This is a genomic window from Klebsiella sp. 141198, from assembly GCF_050600785.1.
Lineage (GTDB): Bacteria > Pseudomonadota > Gammaproteobacteria > Enterobacterales > Enterobacteriaceae > Klebsiella > Klebsiella aerogenes.
In genome coordinates, this window is the sequence record NZ_JAQIRM010000001.1 from 832,256 (window position 1) to 852,995 (window position 20,740).

At 54.0% G+C, this 20,740-nt stretch carries 17 protein-coding genes, 1 pseudogene and 1 riboswitch; of the genes and pseudogenes, 8 read left to right on the forward strand and 10 right to left on the reverse strand.

Features of this window, described 5'->3' with window-relative positions; all coding sequences use genetic code 11:
• The 3 genes from pqqD to pqqF are packed head-to-tail and all read left to right on the forward strand — an operon-like array spanning position 1 to position 3,705.
• On the forward strand, positions 1 to 279 hold the full coding sequence (pqqD, locus tag PGR10_RS04045) for a pyrroloquinoline quinone biosynthesis peptide chaperone PqqD (RefSeq protein WP_015366526.1): 279 nt from the start codon (positions 1 to 3) through the stop codon (positions 277 to 279).
• On the forward strand, positions 266 to 1,408 hold the full coding sequence (gene pqqE / locus PGR10_RS04050; RefSeq protein ID WP_020078732.1) for a pyrroloquinoline quinone biosynthesis protein PqqE: 1,143 nt from the start codon (positions 266 to 268) through the stop codon (positions 1,406 to 1,408). The genes pqqD and pqqE overlap by 14 nt, the downstream gene beginning before the upstream one ends.
• Positions 1,408 to 3,705, forward strand: coding sequence for a pyrroloquinoline quinone biosynthesis protein PqqF (gene pqqF / locus PGR10_RS04055; RefSeq protein WP_430923005.1), 2,298 nt, complete (start codon positions 1,408 to 1,410; stop codon positions 3,703 to 3,705). Before pqqE ends, pqqF begins: the two co-directional genes overlap by 1 nt.
• 5 nt (positions 3,706 to 3,710) lie before the next feature.
• Here pqqF and mrdA read toward each other — a convergent pair whose 3' ends face one another.
• Positions 3,711 to 5,630 (reverse strand): penicillin-binding protein 2, encoded by a 1,920-nt coding sequence (gene mrdA / locus PGR10_RS04060; RefSeq protein WP_183269073.1) that lies wholly within the window; start codon positions 5,628 to 5,630, stop codon positions 3,711 to 3,713.
• Between the two features lie 186 nt (positions 5,631 to 5,816).
• Complete coding sequence (locus PGR10_RS04065; protein WP_087859615.1) at positions 5,817 to 6,449, reverse strand: LysE family translocator; 633 nt, start codon at positions 6,447 to 6,449, stop codon at positions 5,817 to 5,819.
• A gap of 17 nt (positions 6,450 to 6,466) precedes the next feature.
• Positions 6,467 to 6,546, reverse strand: a riboswitch (ZMP/ZTP riboswitch).
• A gap of 363 nt (positions 6,547 to 6,909) precedes the next feature.
• Between PGR10_RS04065 and katG the strand changes: the two genes are divergently transcribed.
• Entirely contained in the window at positions 6,910 to 9,087 is a 2,178-nt protein-coding gene (gene katG / locus PGR10_RS04070; protein WP_087859614.1) for a catalase/peroxidase HPI, read from the forward strand.
• Between the two features lie 76 nt (positions 9,088 to 9,163).
• On the opposite strand, the gene zapE is transcribed toward katG, so the two are convergent.
• Both zapE and PGR10_RS04080 read right to left on the reverse strand, forming a co-directional pair.
• Positions 9,164 to 10,186: a cell division protein ZapE gene (zapE, locus tag PGR10_RS04075; protein ID WP_430923006.1), complete on the reverse strand. Its 1,023-nt coding sequence runs from the start codon at positions 10,184 to 10,186 to the stop codon at positions 9,164 to 9,166.
• Positions 10,170 to 10,778: a TetR/AcrR family transcriptional regulator gene (locus tag PGR10_RS04080; RefSeq protein WP_087859612.1), complete on the reverse strand. Its 609-nt coding sequence runs from the start codon at positions 10,776 to 10,778 to the stop codon at positions 10,170 to 10,172. The genes zapE and PGR10_RS04080 overlap by 17 nt, the downstream gene beginning before the upstream one ends.
• Positions 10,779 to 10,946: 168 nt before the next feature.
• Here PGR10_RS04080 and PGR10_RS04085 point away from each other — a divergent pair, with 168 nt between their 5' ends.
• On the forward strand, positions 10,947 to 11,816 hold the full coding sequence (locus tag PGR10_RS04085; protein ID WP_213794007.1) for an arginase family protein: 870 nt from the start codon (positions 10,947 to 10,949) through the stop codon (positions 11,814 to 11,816).
• A 98-nt stretch (positions 11,817 to 11,914) separates the two neighbouring features.
• Here PGR10_RS04085 and mgtU read toward each other — a convergent pair whose 3' ends face one another.
• From mgtU to mgtA, 3 genes are read right to left on the reverse strand one after another with little or no spacing between them, the layout of a single operon-like run.
• Positions 11,915 to 12,001 (reverse strand): magnesium transporter protection protein MgtU, encoded by an 87-nt coding sequence (gene mgtU / locus PGR10_RS04090; RefSeq protein ID WP_257880777.1) that lies wholly within the window; start codon positions 11,999 to 12,001, stop codon positions 11,915 to 11,917.
• Positions 12,002 to 12,012: 11 nt separating this feature from the next.
• The gene (gene mgtR, locus PGR10_RS04095; protein ID WP_020078726.1) at positions 12,013 to 12,105 is read right to left on the reverse strand and encodes a protein MgtR; all 93 of its coding nucleotides are present in this window, start codon (positions 12,103 to 12,105) and stop codon (positions 12,013 to 12,015) included.
• Positions 12,106 to 12,125: 20 nt separating this feature from the next.
• Complete coding sequence (mgtA, locus tag PGR10_RS04100) at positions 12,126 to 14,858, reverse strand: magnesium-translocating P-type ATPase (RefSeq protein ID WP_213794005.1); 2,733 nt, start codon at positions 14,856 to 14,858, stop codon at positions 12,126 to 12,128.
• 687 nt (positions 14,859 to 15,545) lie between these two features.
• Here mgtA and PGR10_RS04105 point away from each other — a divergent pair.
• Complete coding sequence (locus PGR10_RS04105) at positions 15,546 to 16,667, forward strand: polysaccharide pyruvyl transferase family protein (protein WP_213794004.1); 1,122 nt, start codon at positions 15,546 to 15,548, stop codon at positions 16,665 to 16,667.
• 39 nt (positions 16,668 to 16,706) lie between these two features.
• Here the strand turns inward: PGR10_RS04105 and PGR10_RS04110 are convergent, their stop codons facing one another.
• The gene (locus tag PGR10_RS04110) at positions 16,707 to 17,225 is read right to left on the reverse strand and encodes an anti-virulence regulator CigR family protein (RefSeq protein WP_087859608.1); all 519 of its coding nucleotides are present in this window, start codon (positions 17,223 to 17,225) and stop codon (positions 16,707 to 16,709) included.
• Between the two features lie 272 nt (positions 17,226 to 17,497).
• Here PGR10_RS04110 and PGR10_RS04115 point away from each other — a divergent pair, with 272 nt between their 5' ends.
• A complete protein-coding gene (locus PGR10_RS04115) occupies positions 17,498 to 18,904 on the forward strand; it encodes an MFS transporter (RefSeq protein ID WP_430923007.1) in 1,407 nt (468 codons plus the stop codon).
• On the opposite strand, the gene PGR10_RS04120 is transcribed toward PGR10_RS04115, so the two are convergent.
• Positions 18,901 to 19,101 (reverse strand): hypothetical protein, encoded by a 201-nt coding sequence (locus PGR10_RS04120; RefSeq protein WP_228302254.1) that lies wholly within the window; start codon positions 19,099 to 19,101, stop codon positions 18,901 to 18,903. The genes PGR10_RS04115 and PGR10_RS04120 overlap by 4 nt on opposite strands.
• Between PGR10_RS04120 and PGR10_RS04125 the strand changes: the two are divergent.
• A pseudogene (locus tag PGR10_RS04125) lies at positions 19,034 to 19,762 on the forward strand (substrate binding domain-containing protein); the annotation flags it as partial. The gene PGR10_RS04120 and the pseudogene PGR10_RS04125 overlap by 68 nt on opposite strands.
• Here the strand turns inward: PGR10_RS04125 and PGR10_RS04130 are convergent.
• Positions 19,759 to 20,655 carry a LysR family transcriptional regulator gene (locus PGR10_RS04130; RefSeq protein ID WP_087859606.1) on the reverse strand — a complete coding sequence of 299 codons (897 nt, stop codon included), beginning with the start codon at positions 20,653 to 20,655 and terminating at the stop codon, positions 19,759 to 19,761. The pseudogene PGR10_RS04125 and the gene PGR10_RS04130 sit on opposite strands and share 4 nt — an antisense overlap.
• Positions 20,656 to 20,740: the final 85 nt, after the last annotated feature.

Sequence of the window (20,740 nt, forward strand, 5' to 3'; positions counted from 1 at the left end):
ATGCAAAAGAGCGCAATCATTGCCTTTCGTCGCGGCTACCGTCTACAGTGGGAAGCCGCTCAGGATAGCCACGTGATCCTCTATCCGGAAGGAATGGCGAAACTGAATGAAACCGCCGCCGCGATCCTCGAACTGGTCGATGGTCAACGCGACGCGGCAAAAATAATCGCCGAACTCAACGCCCGTTTCCCGGAAGCGGGCGGCGTCGATGACGACGTCATCGAATTCCTGCAGATAGCTTACCAACAGAAGTGGATTATCTTCCGTGAGCCAGAATAAACCCGCCGTTAATCCGCCGCTGTGGCTACTGGCGGAGCTGACCTATCGCTGTCCGTTGCAGTGCCCCTACTGCTCTAACCCGCTGGACTTTGCTCAGCAGGAGAAAGAACTCACCACCGAACAGTGGATTGAGGTCTTTCGCCAGGCGCGGGCCATGGGTAGCGTGCAGATGGGGTTCTCCGGCGGCGAACCGCTGACGCGTAAAGATCTGCCGGAGCTGATTCGCGCCGCGCGCGATCTCGGTTTTTACACCAATCTGATTACGTCAGGCATTGGGCTCACCGAGAGCAAACTCGACGCCTTCAGCGAGGCCGGGCTGGATCATATCCAGATTAGCTTCCAGGCCAGCGATGAAGTGCTTAACGCGGCGCTGGCGGGCAACAAAAAAGCGTTCCAGCAGAAGCTGGCGATGGCGAAAGCGGTAAAAGCACGCGACTACCCGATGGTGCTGAACTTTGTCCTGCATCGCCACAACATCGACCAGATCGATAAAATCATCGAGCTGTGTATCGAGCTGGAAGCGGATGACGTTGAGCTCGCCACCTGCCAGTTTTACGGCTGGGCGTTCCTCAATCGTCAAGGGTTACTGCCGACCCGCGAACAGATCGCCCGTGCTGAACAGGTCGTTGCTGATTACCGACACAAAATGGCGGCTAACGGTAATCTGACCAATCTGCTTTTTGTCACCCCGGACTACTACGAAGAACGACCCAAAGGCTGTATGGGCGGCTGGGGCTCGATATTCCTCAGCGTAACCCCGGAAGGCACCGCACTGCCGTGCCACAGCGCTCGCCAGTTACCGGTCGAGTTCCCGTCGGTGCTGGAACAGAGTCTGGAATCGATCTGGTATGACTCATTTGGCTTCAACCGCTACCGCGGCTTTGACTGGATGCCGGAGCCGTGCCGTTCCTGTGATGAAAAAGAGAAAGATTTCGGCGGTTGCCGCTGTCAGGCCTTTATGCTGACCGGCAATGCCGATAACGCTGACCCGGTGTGCAGCAAATCGCCGCACCACCATAAAATCCTCGAAGCGCGGCGCGAAGCGGCCTGCAGCGACATCAAAATCAGCCAGCTGCAGTTCCGCAACCGCACCCGTTCACAGCTGATTTATAAAACCCGGGAATTGTGATGACCACCGCCACCCGCATCGTGGAACTGGCAGGCGGCATGCGCGCAACGCTGGTTCATCAGCCGCAGGCGACGCGTGCTGCGGCGTTGGTTACGGTGGGCGCCGGAAGCCATCACGAAACCGATGCCCTGCCGGGGCTGGCCCATTTACTGGAACATTTGCTGTTTCGCGGCAGCCAGCGCTATCACGATGATGAGCGATTAATGGCGTGGATCCAACGCCAGGGCGGCAGCGTCAACGCCACCACCCTTGCCCGCCACAGCGCCTATTTCTTCGAGGTCGCCCCCAATAGTCTGGCCGAGGGCATCACCCGTCTACGGGATACGCTCAAGGCGCCGCTGCTGTCGCCTGAAGATATCCGTCAGGAACTGGCGGTCATCGATGCGGAAAATCGGCTTATCCAGCAGCACGATCCCTCCCGCCGTGAAGCCGCGGCCCGTCACGCGATGGCGGCGCCCACGGCTTTTCGCCGTTTTCAGGTCGGCAGCATGGATTCGCTGGGCGGAAACTTGCCTGCGTTGCAGAGCGCGCTCGGCGAGTTTCATCAGCGCTATTATGTCGCCAGCCATCTGCAGCTATGGCTTCAGGGGCCGCAGTCGCTTGATGAATTAGCCAAATTGGCCCATTTTTTTGCCGCGGGGTTCCCTGGCGGCCTGCCGGCGGAAAGTCCGTCGTCTGCGTATTTTAGCAATAATGTGGATTTTCAACTGGCCGTTGAAGACAAACCGGCGGTATGGCGTTGTCCGCTGATCGAAATAAGTGACAACGTCACTACTTTTCGCGAATTCTTACTGGATGAAGCGCCCGGCAGCCTGCTGGCCGGGCTGCGTGAATGCGGGCTCGCGGACGATATCGCGTTGAACTGGCTTTATCAGGATGAACGCGTCGGCTGGCTGGCGCTGGTATTTAGCAGCGGCCATCCCGACGCCATCTATCAGCATGTCGAGCGATGGCTGCAGGCATTGCGGCACACCTCGCCTGAACAGCAGATGCACTATTACAGGCTGGCGCAACGGCGTTTTGACGCACTGACCCCGCTCGAACAGCTCCGCCAGCGGGCATTGGGTTTTGCGCCCGATTCCCCGCCCGTCGATTTTGCTGGCTTCTGCGCCAGCTTGCTGTCTGCACCGGCCTCTTCGCTGGTTTGCCGCAAAATAGCGGCTGGCGATGGCGTAGCAACCCAGGGCTTTACCTTACCGCTCAGCCGCTGGCAGCCACGGACAGTCGTGATTGATCCGCTGGCATTTAGCTTTTATCCGCAGGCGGCGACCGTTGTTACATCTGACCTGCCGCCAACGACCAGCCCGCTGTTGCACGTCATTGCAGGTAATCAAACGCCAACGCTGATCGTTCGCAAACCTTTCTATAGCGTGCTTAGCCAGGCGCAAGGGATGGCGATAAGCCAGCAGATCCGTCCCTTGCTCGCGCAACTTCGCCATACAGGCGGCAGCGGCGAGTGGCAAACGGTGGACGGCAACTGGCAGCTTACTCTACAGCTACCGGAATCCGACAGCGTAGCGGAGCGCGTCGTCACCGCGCTCATGCGCCGATTATCTCAACCCGCGCCGGGGACGGTGGTTGCACCTGAAACCATCGCCATTCGCCAGCTACTGCAACAATTACCTGAACAATTGGCTATCGCTCCGCCGCAGGAGGGTTGGCTGGCGGCGATGGTAGGCGGCAGCGGCAATCTGGCGCGGCAGGTTGCCCGTCTGTTGAGCTTGCTCAACGCCCCGGTCAACGCCGAGCTTCGCTCTTCGGCGGGCTGTCGCAGCGGTATTCAGCGTATTCCTCACGCCAGCTCTGATAGCGCGCTACTGGTTTTTATTCCATTGCCTGAGGGGGCATCACTGGCCGCGCTGCAACTGCTGGCGCTACTTTGCGAGCCGCAATTCTTCCAGCGTCTGCGGGTCGAACAGCAGATTGGCTACGTGGTGAGCTGCCGTTTTCAGCGGATCGCAGATCGCGATGGCCTGCTGCTGGCGCTGCAATCGCCCGACCGTTCCGCCGGTAATCTACTACGCTGCTGTAAAATCTTTCTCCGCCAGTTAACGCTGTGTGGGCAAGCTGAGTTCAGCCAGTTACAACACCAGCTGGCTGAGCAGAACGGTCAGGCGCGGGACGCCAGCGCAACCGCGCTCGCCGCCCTGCGCCAGCGCTATCATCTACCGTTAGCCACGCCGCAGGACGTTAACGAGCTGCAGTTGGGCGAGGTCATCGCGCTATGGCGTGAGATAACTCGCCGTCGCCGTAGTTGGCAAATCTTATATAGCGCGCCGACGACTTCCACCACTTAAGGTCGTTACTGCGCATCAGCGCTTTCGACCTGCGGAACGTTGCTTTGCGCGCTATCCGCAGCTGGCGCATTCGCCGGGTCGAAGATATGGTCGAGAATCGCGCGCGCCGTCGGGCCAGCGACAACGCCATCGCCGCCGCCATTTTCGAGAATGAGCGCCATCGCCACTTTCGGATGCTGATACGGCGCAAACAGGGTATAAAAAATGTGGTCGCGCAGACGCACCGGGATCATTTTGGCATTGTAGGTTTGATTCTCCTTCAGGCTAAATACCTGCGAGGTCCCCGATTTCGCCGCAATCTGGTACGGCGCGGTATGGAACAGCTTATATCCCGTTCCGTTCGGCAGGTTCGCCATCCCATACATACCATTGCGGACAATCCCCCAGTATGGCGATTTCGGGTCGCCGACCTGCGGTAAATTGGCCGGCTGCTGGAAGCGTTCGACCTTATTCCCCTGCTTCATTGAATACAAAAGATGCGGGTTTTGTACCTTGCCGTTGTTGATTAGGGTGGTCAGCGCTTTCACCATTTGAATAGGAGTGGCGATCCAGTAGCCCTGGCCGATACCGACGGAAATCGTATCGCCCTGATACCACGGTTTTTTATGGACCCGCTGTTTCCATTCGCGGCTCGGCAAAACCCCGGCGTATTCTTCATTGAGATCGATTCCGGTCGATTGTCCGTAGCCGAACTTACTCAACCACTCGTGTATGCGATCGATGCCCATTTCAAAAGCGACCTGGTAGAAGAACGTATCCGCCGACTCTTCAATCGCTTTGGTCACGTTCAACATGCCGTGCCCCGTTTTTAACCAGTCGCGATAGCGGCGCTGAGTACCGGGTAACGTCCAGGTTGGTGCGCCAAAGAAGGTGGTATTTGGCGTGATCACCCCGGCAGAAAGGGCTGAGAGCGCCATATACGGCTTGACCGTAGAAGCCGGGGGATACAAGCCCTGAGTGACGCGGTTAATGAGCGGGCGATCCTGGTTATCGAGCAGTGATTTGTAAGCCTGGTAGCCAATCCCCTTAACGAAGGGATTAGGGTCATAGCTGGGGCTCGACACCATCGCCAGTACGCCGCCGTCGCGCGGATCGACGGCCACGACCGCGGCGCGCTGGCCCTTCAGGACCGACTCAATATACTGCTGCAAATGCAGGTCGAGCGTCAGATAGATATTTTTGCCGGCGACCGGCGGGACTTCTTTCAATAGGCGAACAACGCGGCCATGATTGTCTACCTCGACTTCCTGATAACCAGTGGTGCCGTGTAGTTCTTTTTCGTAATAGCCTTCAATTCCCTGTTTGCCGATATTGCGGTCAGCCGCGTAGTTTTCTGCTTCGCCGTTTTTCGCCAGCCGTTGCAAATCGTTATCGTTAATTTTAGAAACGTAACCGACGACGTGCGCCAGTTCCGCGCCATAGGGATAACTTCGCTGCTGGTAGCTCTCGACGGTGACGCCTGGAAAACGGAATTCGTTGACCGCGAAGCGCGCCACTTCCACATCGGTAAGATCGGATTTCAGCGTCACTTCTTTATAGCGGCTATTGTGGTGCATATCGTCGCGGAAACTGGCGATATCATCCGCCGTCAGGTCGACAATCGGGCTTAACGCCTGGAGCAGCGCCGACATATCGGCAATCTTGCTGGGGATCACCTGCAGGCGATACAGGGTGATATTTTGCACCAGCGGAATACCGTTGCGGTCGAAAATCAGCCCCCGGCTTGGCGCGATCGGCAGCATTTTAATGTCGTTTTGATTCGAACGAGTCTGATAAAAATCGTGCTGCTCTACCTGGAGATGGTAGAGATTGAAAATCAACACGCCAAAGCAAACCACCACCAACAGGAAAGCAATAACGGCGCGGCGGATAAACAGCATCTCTTCTGCCGAGTGGTCGCGGATCTCATCTCTCAATAGGGGCATTGGCGGCAATTTACCTGCGTCACTGGAAAGCACAAAAAATAAAGGCGGGGAAGAATAGCTTTATTGACGCATTAGCCCTACAGAAAGGTTGCTAATGAACTGGCAGAAATGTATCAGTATGTTAGGACGTGAGATGCCTTTCTCCGGTTGAGAAAGGCATAAGCATGCGGGGTTTGCCAGCAACGGTTATTTTCTGGCCTCAAAAGCTATTTTCACGGCCATTCCGGCAAGTACCGTCGCCATCAGCCAACGTTGAAATTGTTGCCAGCCCGGCCGCCGCCCAAGAAAAAGCGCCACCTGCCCGGCCAGCATAATAATAAGTCCGTTTACCGCCACGCTTATTAGCGCCTGGGTGCAGCCTAGTATGAGCGACTGACTCAGCACGCTGCCGAGTCCGGGGGTGATAAACTGCGGCAGCAAAGACAAATACATAATAGCCACTTTAGGATTCGCCAGGCTGGTAAGAAAGCCCATCAGAAACAGCTTACGCCCGCTATCTGCCGGTAAGTCGCGTACCGCGAAAATCGGCCGCCCGCCGGGTTTAATCGCCTGCCACGCTAAATAGAGTAAATAAGCCACTCCGCAAATTCGCAACGCATCGTAGGCATAGGGTACGGCGAAAACCAGCGCGGTTATGCCAAAAGCGGCGCACAGCATATAACAGAAAAATCCCACCGCAACGCCAGCAAGAGATATAAAGCCGGCGCGTTTTCCCTGGCAAATCGACCGTGAAGTGAGGTACATCATGTTGGGGCCAGGCGTTAACACCAACCCCAACGCCACCGCGGCAAAAGCCGATAATGAAGCTAATTCAGGCATAACTTATCTCCAGATAGGGGTAATGCCCAGGCGCGCGGCGTACTTGACCATGCTCCCCAACAGTATTCTGTCTTTAGCGCCAGTCACATGGTGTCTAAGTATTAGCTTATTCCCGTTCGGTCGACAACCATTTCGCCCTTCCCGACCGTTTGGGTTTACCGGCGTTTTCGGCACTCCGCTTGACTGGCAACGCTAATCCTTTCATCGCAGTAAAATTGTCATATCTCAAACAATTAGCGATCCGTAGCGGTTAACGCATCATAACGTTTCCTTTACCGCTGCGTTACGACTATGTTTAAAGGTGTGGTTTTGAATTTCGCCGATTACACACAATAAAACGCTGGTTTTATTTATGTTTGTTGAACGGTAAAAGCTATTAAATCCGTAGACTCATTCAAATATCGCTTATTGGTAGCAGTGTATATCGTAATGGCATTCACAAAAGCAAACGGAGCCTGATATGAGCACGTCAAATGATCCCACTAACAACCCATCCGCAGGGAAATGCCCTTTCCACGCCGAGACGCCGAAGCAAAGCGCCGGCAGCGGTACCGCTAACCGTGATTGGTGGCCCAACCAACTTCGTGTTGACCTGCTGAATCAGCACTCCAACCGTTCTAACCCGCTGGGTGAAAACTTCAACTATCGGGAAGAGTTTAAAAAGCTCGACTACTCCGCATTAAAAGCCGACCTTCGCGCACTGCTGACCGACTCCCAGGAGTGGTGGCCTGCCGATTGGGGTAGCTACATTGGCCTGTTTATTCGCATGGCGTGGCACGGCGCGGGGACCTACCGTACCGTTGATGGCCGCGGCGGCGCGGGTCGCGGGCAGCAGCGTTTCGCTCCGCTTAACTCCTGGCCGGATAACGTCAGCCTTGATAAAGCCCGTCGTCTGCTGTGGCCGGTAAAACAAAAATACGGTCAGAAAATTTCCTGGGCCGACCTGTATATGCTGGCGGGTAACGTCGCATTAGAAAACGCCGGCTTCCGTACCTTCGGTTTCGGCGCAGGCCGCGAAGACGTGTGGGAACCAGACCTCGACGTTGACTGGGGCGATGAAAAAGAGTGGTTGAAGCACCGCCACCCGGAAAGCCTGGAAAAACAAGCGCTGGGCGCCACCGAAATGGGTCTGATCTATGTCAACCCGGAAGGCCCTAACGCCAGCGGCGATCCGCTTTCCGCCGCGGCAGCCATTCGTGCCACCTTCGGCAATATGGCGATGGACGATGAAGAAATCGTCGCGCTGATCGCCGGCGGCCATACGCTGGGTAAAACGCACGGCGCCGCACCGGCAAGCCACGTTGGCCCAGAACCAGAAGCCGCCCCGCTGGAATCTCAGGGTCTCGGCTGGAGCAGTACTTACGGCAGCGGTGTAGGCGCGGACGCTATCACTTCGGGTCTGGAAGTGGTATGGACGCAAACCCCGACCCAATGGAGCAACTACTTCTTCGAGAACCTGTTCAAATATGAATGGGTGCAGACGCGCAGCCCGGCGGGCGCAATTCAGTTTGAAGCGAAAGATGCGCCGGAGATTATTCCCGATCCGTTTGATCCGAATAAAAAACGTAAACCGACGATGTTGGTAACGGACCTGACGCTGCGCTTCGACCCGGAATTCGGCAAAATCTCACGCCGTTTCCTGAACGATCCGCAGGCCTTCAACGAAGCCTTCGCACGTGCCTGGTTTAAGCTGATTCACCGTGATATGGGGCCAAAATCCCGTTATCTCGGCCCGGAAGTGCCAAAAGAAGATCTGATTTGGCAGGATCCATTACCGGCACCGACACATAACCCAACCGCCTCCGATATCGCCACATTGAAAACGGCCATTGCGGATTCAGGCCTGTCGGTTAGCGAACTGGTCTCCGTTGCCTGGGCTTCCGCCTCAACCTTCCGCGGCGGTGACAAGCGCGGCGGCGCTAACGGCGCGCGTCTGGCCCTGCTGCCACAGAGAGAATGGCCGGTAAATGCCATTGCCAGCAAAGTGCTGCCAACGCTACAGGCAATCCAGAAAGCATCCGGTAAAGCTTCGTTGGCGGATATCATTGTTCTGGCGGGCGTCGTGGGAGTTGAGCAAGCCGCTGCCGCTGCCGGCGTTCGCGTAAACGTGCCATTCGCGCCGGGTCGCGTTGATGCGCGCCAGGATCAGACCGATGTTGAAGCAATGGATCTGCTGCAGCCGCTGGCCGACGGTTTCCGTAATTACCGTCGCATCGAAGGCGGAGTGTCGACGGAAACGCTGCTGATCGATAAGGCGCAGCAGCTCACCCTGACGGCGCCGGAAATGACGGCGCTGGTCGGCGGCCTGCGCGTGTTGGGCGCTAACTTCGATGGCAGCCAACATGGCGTCTTCACCGATCGCGTCGGCGTCCTCAGCACTGATTTCTTCGTCAACCTGCTGGATATGGGCACGGTCTGGAAAGCCGCTGATGATCAGGCGGAGCTGTTTACCGGTCGCGACCGTAAGAGCGGCGAAGAGAAATATACCGCCACTCGCGTCGATCTGGTGTTCGGTTCTAACTCGGTCCTGCGCGCGTTGGCCGAAGTCTATGCCTGCGCCGATGCGCAACAGAAATTCGTCACGGATTTCGTTGCCGCGTGGACGAAAGTGATGAATCTGGACCGCTTCGATCTGTAATTCCCCTGCCCGCCGGTGAATAACCAGCGGCAGGTTACTCGGTTAAAGCGCCGCTCATTATCGAGAGGCGCTTTTTTTATGCTTCCCGCGCGAGCTGCTGTAACCGACTAAAGGTGCGTTGAATATCATCCAGCTCCACATCCGCCACCAGTGTTTCCAGCCCGCAATCGGTAATTAATATTAAGCGGCACTGCTTTTCATACAAGATATCCACCACGTTGATAAAACGCTGCTGCGCCGCAGGGCTAACTCGCCCCAACGGTGGAACATTCTCGACGAGCCAGTTCTTATGCTGCTCACATATCGTCAGGTAATCCATGACCGAGGTAGGCGCAAGGCAGAGCTGGTCGAAAGTGAAATGTAAAAAAGCGCTGCCTTGCGATGCCGTTTGCAAGGTCCGGTAACCCACCTCCAGAGTCTGCGCCTGCTGGGCAATATCCGGCAATCCGAGCGCCGCGCGGGTGCTGAGAGTTGGCTGTTCCAGCAGCTTCCCCCGGCAGAAATCATTCTCCAGCGAGGTATGTCGCTCGCGATAATCCTGTTCGCCGTTTAGCGCCGTTACCCTCATATGGTGTTTAATGAGGTTAATGGAAGGCAAAAAGCGTTCGTGATAAAGCGGATTCGCCAGCAAACGGTCGGGCGGATAATTGGAAGTCGCTAATAAGACGATATTTCGCGCGAACAAATGCTCCAGTAGCACCTTTATCAACATCGCATCAGCCGGGTCATGAAGATGAAACTCATCAAAACAGAGCAGACGACAGTTGTCGGTCATTTGCGCGACGACTTGCGGCAATCGCGGCGCCGAAGGGGCGTTCAGCCGCTGATGGAGCTCGCGGAAAAAGTGATGAAAATGCACCCGCCGCTTTTCACGCAGCGGCAAGCTGGCAAAGAAACTATCGAGAATAAAGCTCTTCCCGCGCCCGGTTCGCCCCCAGACGTACAATCCTTGTATTGCCGTTTGCTGCCGGAATAACTGCTGGCTCAGCGTTTGCAAGTTGGCGACCAACGCGAGCTGGTCGGCATCAAGGGTGAGATTTTCTTTTGCCGCCCGTTGGGCCATCACGGCGCTAAAACAGAAATCAGCGTACTGTGGCATGCGATTCACTGGCGCTATTTTTATCGAGAATGGCCGCCATGACGTTGTCAAAATGCGGCAGATCCGTAGCCACGCTAAATGCGGGATTCATCGCTTTACGGCCAATCAGGCCATCGATGAACGCAAAGATGGTGAGCGTTGCTTCTTCGACGTTAACGTGTGGGCTGAGCTCGCCTGCGGCAATTCCTTGAGCAATAATCTGTGCCATTCCGTCGCGCATAACCCTGTCGCTTTTGACGAAAATCTGCCGCAGCGCCGGCTTTCTTGCCGATTCCGCAATAATTTCCACCCACAGCTGATGCGAAGAGGGATACCCCACTTCTTCTATACAGGAAACGGCTAAGGCGCAAATCTGCGCAAAATGGGAACCTTCGAAGCGCTCCTGATGCTTAGCTAATGCCGATTTTTGCTCTTCAAGGATAATCGCCTCAATGAGTTCATCTTTGCCTTTGAAGTAGGTGTACATCGCGCCGAGGCTAATACCTGCGCGCAGTGCAATTTCGCGCACGCTGGTTCCATTAAATCCTTTTTCGGCAAAGCACGCCGCCGCGGCGACAATCAGCTTATGGTACGTTTCTGAATTATTTAACATTTCAACTACCTCCGGCGATGGGCAATTCTACCTGCTTCAACCACTTTTTGGCTAGCAACCTAATGTTAGGGTAAATAACCATTTTTACTTGCCATCACCGACAGTGCGCTTCATTATAAATGAATGAACGTTCGTTCATTTATAATGATAAATATGAGGAGAACCATGATGCCAAATACCCAAGCCAGTCTGCGTTTACTTTTCCCGCAGTGGCAAGGCGGTAACAATCCGCCCTACTTTTTCGGTTCGCAGCTACTGGCCTGGCTGGCGCCCCCAGCGCAAGGCGTCGTTCTGGAAATCAGCGTACCTGAACCCACAGACGCTGAACTGGCAAATGAAGAAGGTATTGTCGGCCGCCGGGCGATCGTTGAACAGTTGCTTGAGGCACAAGACAAAATCACGCGAAATCAGCCAGAGACCATCGTCACCTTAGGGGGCGATTGCCTGGTCTCTCTGGCTCCTTTTGCCTGGCTTGCGGAAAAATATGGCGATAAATTGGGGGTGTTATGGATTGATTCTCACCCTGACGTCATGACGCCCCAGCAGTACCCACATGCCCATGCCCACGTTCTTGGGGCGTTAATGGGCAATGGCGACGTGGAACTAACCCAGGTGGTCAGAAAGCCATTATCGCCTGGCAAAGCCCTTATTGCCGGGATCCATAGCCCGCTGGATGTTGAAAGGCAGTTTATCAGCGAACACGGTATTACGACCTTGAGCCCGGCAGAACTACGCCAACATCCTCAAGCACTAGACGAGTGGATTGCGCGGGAAGGTATTGAGTACCTTGCCGTCCACCTCGATCTGGATGTCCTCGACCCGGCCCTGTTTCGCGCGGTGCTGTTTGCCCGACCGGGGCGCGGCGTACACGATTTTGGCGACGTCGCAGAAGGGAAATTAACAATTGACGAAGTGGTTAACCTTATCCACAAGGCCGCCGTGCAGGCCAAACCGGTGGGGCTCACCGTCGCCGAACACTTGCCCTGGGATGCCTTAAACCTGAAGAATATGCTCGAAGCTCTACCATTATTGAGCTAATCGTCGTGGGAAGTGTCTTTTGCCATGTTGCAGGCGCCAGAGCGAATACCGCAGGGACGTTACATCATGCCCGGAGCAATAATGCCCCGGGCCTTAAACTACCTAATCCAGACGGTGAGTAAGACTATCACCACCATCATCAACACAGCCTGGATAAAGATTGGGTCTAACGACGTTTTGCGCATAGTCCCCTCCGCTATTCAAAGATTTGCCGTATCGCCAGCGCCAGTACCAGCAAACCGGCCAGTAAAAACATCCAGGCGATGAGATCCTCCGGTGAACGATTCATCGTCATCCTCCTTTTTGTCATCAGAACCACTGGCCGAAGCGCTTGATATAGAAACGTTTCATACCCTGCGCCACCAGGCAGTAGCTCAGCAGCGTGGCAACCAACCACGGAAAATAACTTAGCGGCAGCGGCTCAAGCCCCACCATGGCGCCAAGCGGCGAGAATGGGATATAAATGCCGATGGCCATAATAGCGGCGGTGGTGAGCAATACAGGGAGCGTCGCGCGGCTTTGGATGAACGGTATTTTCTGCGTCCTCAACATATGCACCACCAGCGTCTGCGACAGCAGCCCTTCGATAAACCAGCCGGACTGGAACAAGGCCTGCGCCTCAACATGATTGGCGGCGAAGACGTACCACATCAGAGCAAAGGTGGTGATATCGAATATCGACGACGTGGGGCCAATCCACAGCATAAAGCGGCCAATGTTCTTCGCATCCCACTTGCGCGGTTTACGCAAAAACTCCTTATCCATTTTGTCCCACGGCAGCGACAGCTGTGAGATGTCGTACATCAGATTCTGGATCAGCAGATGAATAGCCAGCATCGGCAGGAACGGGATAAAGGCGCTGGCGACTAACACCGAAAACACGTTGCCGAAGTTGGAGCTGGCGGTCATGTTCAGGTATTTAATAATGTTGCCAAAGGTCTCACGTCCTTTAATAACGCCCTCTTCCAGCACCATCAGGTCTTTTTCCAGCAGAATAATATCCGATGACTCCTTCGCGATATCCGCCGCGCTATCGACGGAAATACCCACATCGGCATCGCGCAGCGCCGGAGCGTCGTTAATGCCATCGCCCAGAAAACCAACGGTATGGCCATTTTTCTGTAGCATCTGCAGAATGCGCGACTTCTGCAGCGGCGTCAGTTTGGCGAACACCGCGCGTTTCTCCACCTCCTGCTGAAGCTGACGGTCAGTCATTGACTCAACCTGTTGGCCGGTGAGAATGTCGTGCGCATCAATACCCACTTCAAGACAAATCCGCGCCGTTACGACCGGGTTATCACCGGTAAGCACCTTAACCGCGACACCGTTATCACGCAGTGCGGTAATGGCTTTGCCCGCGCTTTCCTTCGGCGGGTCGAGGAACGTCAACATGCCTTCGACAGTGAGCCCCTGTTCATCGGCGGCAGTGAGGGGTACGCTTAGCGCGGCATCATCCAGCTTGCGGGTAGCGACCAGCAATACCCGGAAGCCCTGAGCGTTATAATCTTCGGTTTTCGTCAGCAGTAGTTCCCGGCGCAGCGCGTCCAGTTCAACGACCTTGTCGCCCTCACGGATATGGGTCGCGGCTTCGAGCATCTCTTCAACCGCCCCTTTGCAAATCAGGCTCTTATCGCCATAGCGGCTATCTTCCACCGAGACCGATACGCGGCGGCGAACAAAATCGAACGGCAGTTCATCGAGCTTCACAAAGCGCTCTTTTTCCGTCGGCGCCAGCCGTCCTTCTCCATAACGAAGCACGGCTCTATCCATCAGATTGCGCGCCCCGCTTTGGCTACTGCTATTCAGCCACGCCAGCATTAATACCCGATTGCTTTCCGCGCCGCCGACGTCGAGATGATGCTCAAGGATGATATTATCCTGGGTCAGGGTGCCGGTTTTATCCGTACACAGCACATCCATTGCGCCGAAGTTTTGAATGGCATTGAGACGCTTAACGATCACTTTGCGTCGCGACATGGCGATCGCGCCCTTCGCCAGATTCGAACTGACGATCATGGGTAACATTTCCGGCGTTAAACCGACCGCCACCGCCAGGGCGAAAAGCGAGGCTTCCACCCAATCACCTTTACTGAAGCCGTTAATCAACAACACGATCGGTACCATGATCAGCATGAAGCGAATTAACAACCAGCTGACGCTATTCACGCCGCGATCGAAGGCGGTCTGCGTACGGGTGCCGACGATCGATTTTGCCAGTGAGCCAAACCAGGTTCGGTCGCCGGTCGCCACCACTACCGCCTGCGCTCTACCGCTGGTAACGTTCGTCCCCATCAGACAGATATTACCCATCTCTAACAGACTGTTATTTTTATCCGGCGTCGGTAAACGATCGCTGCATTTACCCGACACGCTGGCCATGAGATCATATTTTTCTACCGGTAGTGATTCACCGCTAAGAATAGACTGACTGACAAAGAGGTCCCGTGATTCCAGCAGACGAACATCTGCCGGCACCAGATCGCCTGCGGCAAGAAATATAATATCTCCCGGCACCAGCTCTTCTATGGGTATTTCCTCCTGGCTGGGGCCAATATTGCCCGGCCCGCGGCGCAGTACCGTTGCGGTGGTACGGACCATGGATTTCAGCGCCTGCGCGGCTTTGTTGGTCCTGAACTCCTGCCAGAAGCGTAATAAACCGCTCAAACTTACCATCGTCAGGATAATAATGACGCCGGTAAGATCGGTCTCTTCACCGTTACGCAGCGGTAGCCAGTAATCGGTAATAAAACTGACCGCCGCCAGCGCCATCAGCACGTAAATAAACGGGTTATTAAATGCCTGCAGTAATTGAATAAAAAACGGCGGCGCGGTTTCTCGTGCCACTTCGTTACGGCCATAGTCTTCCAGCCGCTCCAGCGCATCGGCGGTCGTCAGCCCCTGCCGACTGCTATTTAAACGCGCCAGCGTGTGATCCGGGCTATTAAAGGCCTCCGTTTCAATCGCAAAGCACTTTTTATGCTGCTTATCATTTTCTGACGCAGACCGGTTGGTATTCCGGTTTTCTAATTTCATGTCAGTCATGATTCATCCCCAAATTTAGATGTGGTTGTCCCTGCATAAATAAATCATGCATAGCTAGATATTATTTTTTTCACACTCACCAATTCCGCGCAGTAAATATCCCTACGTAGTTTGCTAAACCGCAGTGAGATAGCCTTAAGGGCCTGTGTGAGCGTGTATTACCGCGTCAAAGGCGGAGGGAACAGCGCGTAGAAAAATAATAGCATGGTGAATTACCTCGCAAAAAAGCGAATTCCAGTTCTCAGGAGGCAATCAGGGTCGGGAAAGGATTGCTGCCTGCCGGTTGGCAAACAGCGCAGAGTAGATAGCGTCAGTTTGCCTTGATGTTTAAATAAGGGTGACTGTCCAACATATCTCTCCTGTGTAAAGTTGTGCTTAGTATAGACGTGACTTGCAAGGAGTAAAGTGCCGCAAGCCCGTCAGTGAGGTTTGGTTTAGATTCGAGTTCGTTCAAAGCCTCTCGTTGGAGGGGGCACAGCGCGCATTCAGCCGACGCCTCACACGCCCGGCCGCCAGCATGCTGCAGTCATTGTGAACATTGTGCCACCCACATCACCAAATCAGACTACATACCTATACGATAAACATTATTTATATTAACATCTTAAATATTCGCATTATTTATTTATCTGTACGAAATACCATCATAATTTAAGCAAATTTACACAACTACATAAAGGAAACGGTATGAGCAAGAGAGTTTATTTGGTTTCATGTTCCGGAAGACCAAATTATGGCGATGAATTAATCACCGCCACTTGGCTATCTTTCCTTTATAAAAATTATCCACAGTATGAAGTTTGGCTTGATACCCCTGAACCGGGTAACGTGCAATCGTTGTTTATGAAATATCACCCAAATTTCAAAGCCATTAATACTCTGTGGAAAATATGCTGGCGTTCCGTCAACGATCTTAAGGATATAAATCATAAAACCGCCAGTCTTATTAAGGATTATGGTTCTCCTGATATTGACCTGAATATCGATATTTTACGCTCGGCTGATATTGTTCACATTCTCGGCGGCGGCTATATCAATGCCAACTGGAAGGAAAACTATGCCATCCTGTTCGCTTGCCAGGCGTTAAAACAGGTCTCTCATGCTAAAACGATTGCTACCGGCATCAGCATTTACCCGCACGAAGAGTTCCTTGCCGCTGAAATTTTTAACGATGCGATAACCTCTTTTGATTACTTTTCCGTTCGCGATCCTGCTACTGCCAGTCGATTTGCGGTTGAAAATACTCAGGACGATGTGTTCCTAGGTTATGACCTGGATGTGGTATACAAAAACGATAGCCCCGATCTGCCGGATATTTTATGCTGCATTCAGAATGAACTCTCTGAAGACGATATATTTCAAAAACTTGTTTCCCAGGTTGCCGATTACCTTCAGCAACAGCATCAATGCGGCAAGAAAATAGGTTATATAGAAGCTATTCCAGGCGCCGACAACACGGCATTTGTCGAACTGCAGAAGGCCATCCCTGATATTGAGTTTTATCCTTTCTCGCATGTCTGGCATGGAGGAATCCCGGTTCAGGCTGATGGTGAGATGATTAGTACCCGTTTTCATCACCATCTGGTAGGCGCTTGCCTTGGGATCAAAGGCACCGCACTTAATATTGATAGTGAATATTATAAGAACAAGCACGAATCGTTGAGCCTGCTGGGAACCGGCTGGAATGTGCAATCGGCAGACACCCTTGCTGGTAATTTACACTCAACCATCAATGACGATTTTCAAGCGCAACTCAGTAATATTGCCTCTGCCAAGTCAAAAAAGGCTTTGGCGCTGTATCAGGAATAACGGCACTCCAGTCCCCCGGCAACGCCGGGGGCTTCAGGTTTAATCAAATACGCTATTAATAATCGCGGTGACCACAGCGGTACTCAGCGCAATCAATACCAGATCGTCACCGACGACCCGCCACTCATAGCCAGGATAATAAGGTAATTGGTTGAGCATCGAGGCGGGCACCGCTTTTTTAGCGATGCCCGGAGGTAATGGTTTTCCTCGTGCAAGATTTTTCGCAATCCCCGGAGGCAGCGCCTGATAGCCGGTTAAACCATAGTTCACCGCCAGCGCGCGAGCAGTGGTATAGCTGATATCACTGTTGACGTGATCCGGTTTGCCGTAGTTCTTACGTTGTCCCTTGCCTGCGGCGTTATCGCTTTGGCTGGCGCTATGGCCATTGTTGCCTTTGTCTCCATGGTTGCCGTTATTACCACTATTACCATGGTTGCCGCTATTACCATGACCACCGTTGCCATTACCGTTTCCGGGATTAGCAAGCGCCGGTGCCGCGGCCATTGTTAGCGACAGCACCATAGCCAATGTCGCTTTCACTACCTGACGCTTTAACATGATCTTTTCCTTTAAATGCACAGAGTACACGCTGCAAATGTAGGTGATATTCGCCAACGATACCATTTCACTTATTCTGATTTCTATCGCCGGTCGTTTACTTCAATTCCGCCGTGACTCCAGGCAAAAAACCAGCATATTCGCCATCCATAAACGCATTAAGCATGATTTCTGACTGTTAAATCGTGATGGCGCTAACAATTAAAAATTTAAAACCATTAACAACCAATTAACATTAGCAGGCAAACATTTCTCCTGAGGAAAATAATAATATGTCTACCACCCAGGTTCTCGGCGAGGCCTCCTTTAGCCCGCCAGGACAACATCACGACAGCTTAACCGCGCGTATCGACGCTTTGCCCTCCTCGCCCGGTCTTTGGTCTTTTATCACCCTGCTGGCATTAGGCGGTTTTTTCGAACTCTACGACCTGTTCCAGACCGGTTATATCAGCACTGGCCTGCTCGCCGAGAATATTTTTCATACCGGAAAAGACGGGGTATTCGGTATTGCCGATCAGGCAGCCTTCGCTTCCTCGACCTTTATGGGGTTGTTTATCGGCGCCAGTCTGCTCGCGCCGCTCGCGGACAGGCTCGGACGCCGCCTGACCTTTATGTTCGCGCTGGCATGGTATGGCATCTTTTCGCTGATTATGGCGCTACAAAATAGCGCTGAAGGGGTCATTTTCTTTCGTTTCCTGGTCGGGGTCGGCCTGGGGATTGAACTGGTAACAATTGATACTTATCTCAGTGAGTGGATGCCGACGCATTTACGTAATAAAGCCTTCGCCTACGCCTTCTTTATTCAGTTTCTCTCGGTCCCGACGGTCGCGCTGATGTCCTGGCTACTGGTGCCAATGACCATCCTCGGCCTGAGCGGCTGGCGTTGGGTGATTATTCTTGGCGCCCTGTGTTCATTGGTCATTTGGGTCATCCGTAAAAAGCTGCCGGAATCCGCCCGCTGGCTGGAAAGCAAAGGCCGCCACGATGACGCGCACCGGGTGATGTGTGAAATGGAAAAGCGCTGCGGTTTATCGCCTTCCCGACGCCCTGCCACGTCGGCGGTAGCGGCGCCGCAGCGCGGTAATTTTAAAGAAATTTGGGCGCCGCAGTACCGGCAACGTACCCTCATGTTAATGGTGATGAACTTTTTCCAGGCCATCGGCTTCTTTGGTTTCGGTAACTGGCTGCCCGCGCTGCTTTCCGGCCAGGGCGCCAGCATTACCCACAGCCTGCTGTACGCCTTCTTTATCACCCTTGCCTATCCGCTTGGTTGCCTGTTCTGCACTCGTTTTGTCCATCGTTTTGAAAACAAATGGCAAATTGTCCTGTCAGCGCTGATGACGGTGATCTTCGGCACACTGTTCGCTTTACAAAATAACCCAGTACTGCTGGTTATCTGTGGCTTTATGATCACCTGGTCTAATGCCTGGCTCACCATCAGCTATCACGCGTATCAGGCCGAAGTGTTCCCGACCCACATCCGCGCTCGGGCGGTAGGTTTTTGCTACTCCTTTAGCCGTCTGTCTACCGCGGTCACCAGTATTATGATTGGTGTGATCCTGCAATATGCCGGTACCCCGGGAGTAATTAGCTTTATCGTCGCCAGTATGTTGATGGTCATGTTGTCGGTAGGCATGTTTGGGCCAAGAACCCGGGGAATTCGCCTGGAGAATATTTAAACCTCACTAACGCCGCCGGGCGCCCGTTCGGCGGCGTTGCGTACGAGTATTTTTTCTTGATAGCGCAGTAAACATGGCAGCAGCAAGGCGCTAACTCCGCTAAATGCAATCAAGCCAGTAGACGCCTGCCGACTCATCTCGCCATCGGCCAGCCACAGTGAGCAGAGCATAAAAGCAAGCGCGGTACTGAATGACATGAAACCTCCTTGCAGTCAACAGCAGGCCGATCCTGAAGGACTGTTGCGCTTATGTCTGCCCAACGAGATTGGACCGACGATTTTTGGCCCCCTGCTGGCGCAGTTCGCCATGCGTTATCCCAACATTGAAGTAAGCTGTGTGGTCAGCCTTGCCGGAGCCGACGCGCTTAAAGAGGATATTGACATTGCCGTCGCCATCGTTCGTGGCAAGATGGATGATGCCAGCTATATCGCCAGGCCGTTAGCGACATTTCCCTGCTGTGTTGTCGCAGCACCTTCTCTGTTAGAAAAATACGGCCAACCAGTACGTTGCGAGCAGCTTGCCTCGCTTCCCTGTATCACCACCGTCAGCGCGCTGAAGGGGCAAGCCTGGCAATTCATCACCGCACGGAACGTGTTTAAAAAAGTGAACGTCCAGGCCCACTTTCGGGTGAATAGCGGAGAGATCGCCCTTCATGCCGCCGTCGCTGGCGTGGGTTTCGCCATCCTTGCTGAACAGGCTTGCCGCCCGTTTATCGCCTCAGGTCAATTAAAGGTGATTGAACTGGAGCTACCGCCGGCGCCGCTACATCTGGTGGCGCTGTATCGCGAACGCCATTTTTTACCCGCCCGATCTCGCGTCTGGCTCGATTTCATGCAACAACATTTTGCCGCCGATTAAGTGTGCGGCGTTTCGCTAAAGATCGCCTGTGCATCGGCGAAACATTTTTCCGCCAGCGACGACACCGGCTCCTGATTGCGCATGATGAGCGCAAGCGTGGAATCTACTTCGGTTTCCGCGATGGGAATAATCGCCAGATTGTCGCTCAGCGCTTCCAGGCCGTTATTGAGCGGCATGATGGCGCAACAGATCCCGGCCTGTACCGCCTGGATTATCTGAAATGTCGAATCGCTTTCAAAGACATATTTCGGCGTTAGCCCTTTGGCTTTGAAGCTCATTTCGATCGATTCACGATAATACATTCCCTTGGTAAGGAAACCGAGCGGTAGCCCCGCTAATGTCTCCCACTCGGGTATGCCTGCGTCAAACTGGAAATGGCGACTGTCATGCAGCAGGCCCATTCGCGTTTTCGGTAGCCAGGTGACGTTAAATAATTCGCTATCGACGTGGTGCAAATAGCAGATGCCAAGATCGAGCTGGTTACGGCTGACGCCGTCAATAATTTGCTCAGAGGTCATCGACAGCAGACTGAACTGCAGTTCTGGGTATTTTTCCGCCAGCGGTTTGATCAATTGCATCGGGTTCAGGCTGGCTAAGGGCACCATGCCTACGCGTAACTGGCCCACCATCTGGCCGCGACAAATCGCCGCTTCAGCCGCCAGGCCGTCGTGCGCAGCCAGTAGCGCCCGCGCCCAGGCGAGGATGCGTTCCCCTTCAGGGGTGAAGCCTTCGAAGCGTTGGCCGCGCTGAATCAGCGTGAGATTAAGTTCGTCTTCCAGGTTGCGAATGCGCATTGAAAGCGTCGGTTGGGTGATATGGCAGGCCGCCGCGGCCTGGCCGAAATGGCGCGTCTGATCGAGCGCGATCAGATATTTCAGCTGTTTAATGTCCATCTTAACTTCCAGAATAGTGACGTCCGCTGGTCATTCGTGGACGCGATGCAGAACACAGCTGCGATAAGATATGTTATTTAAATGT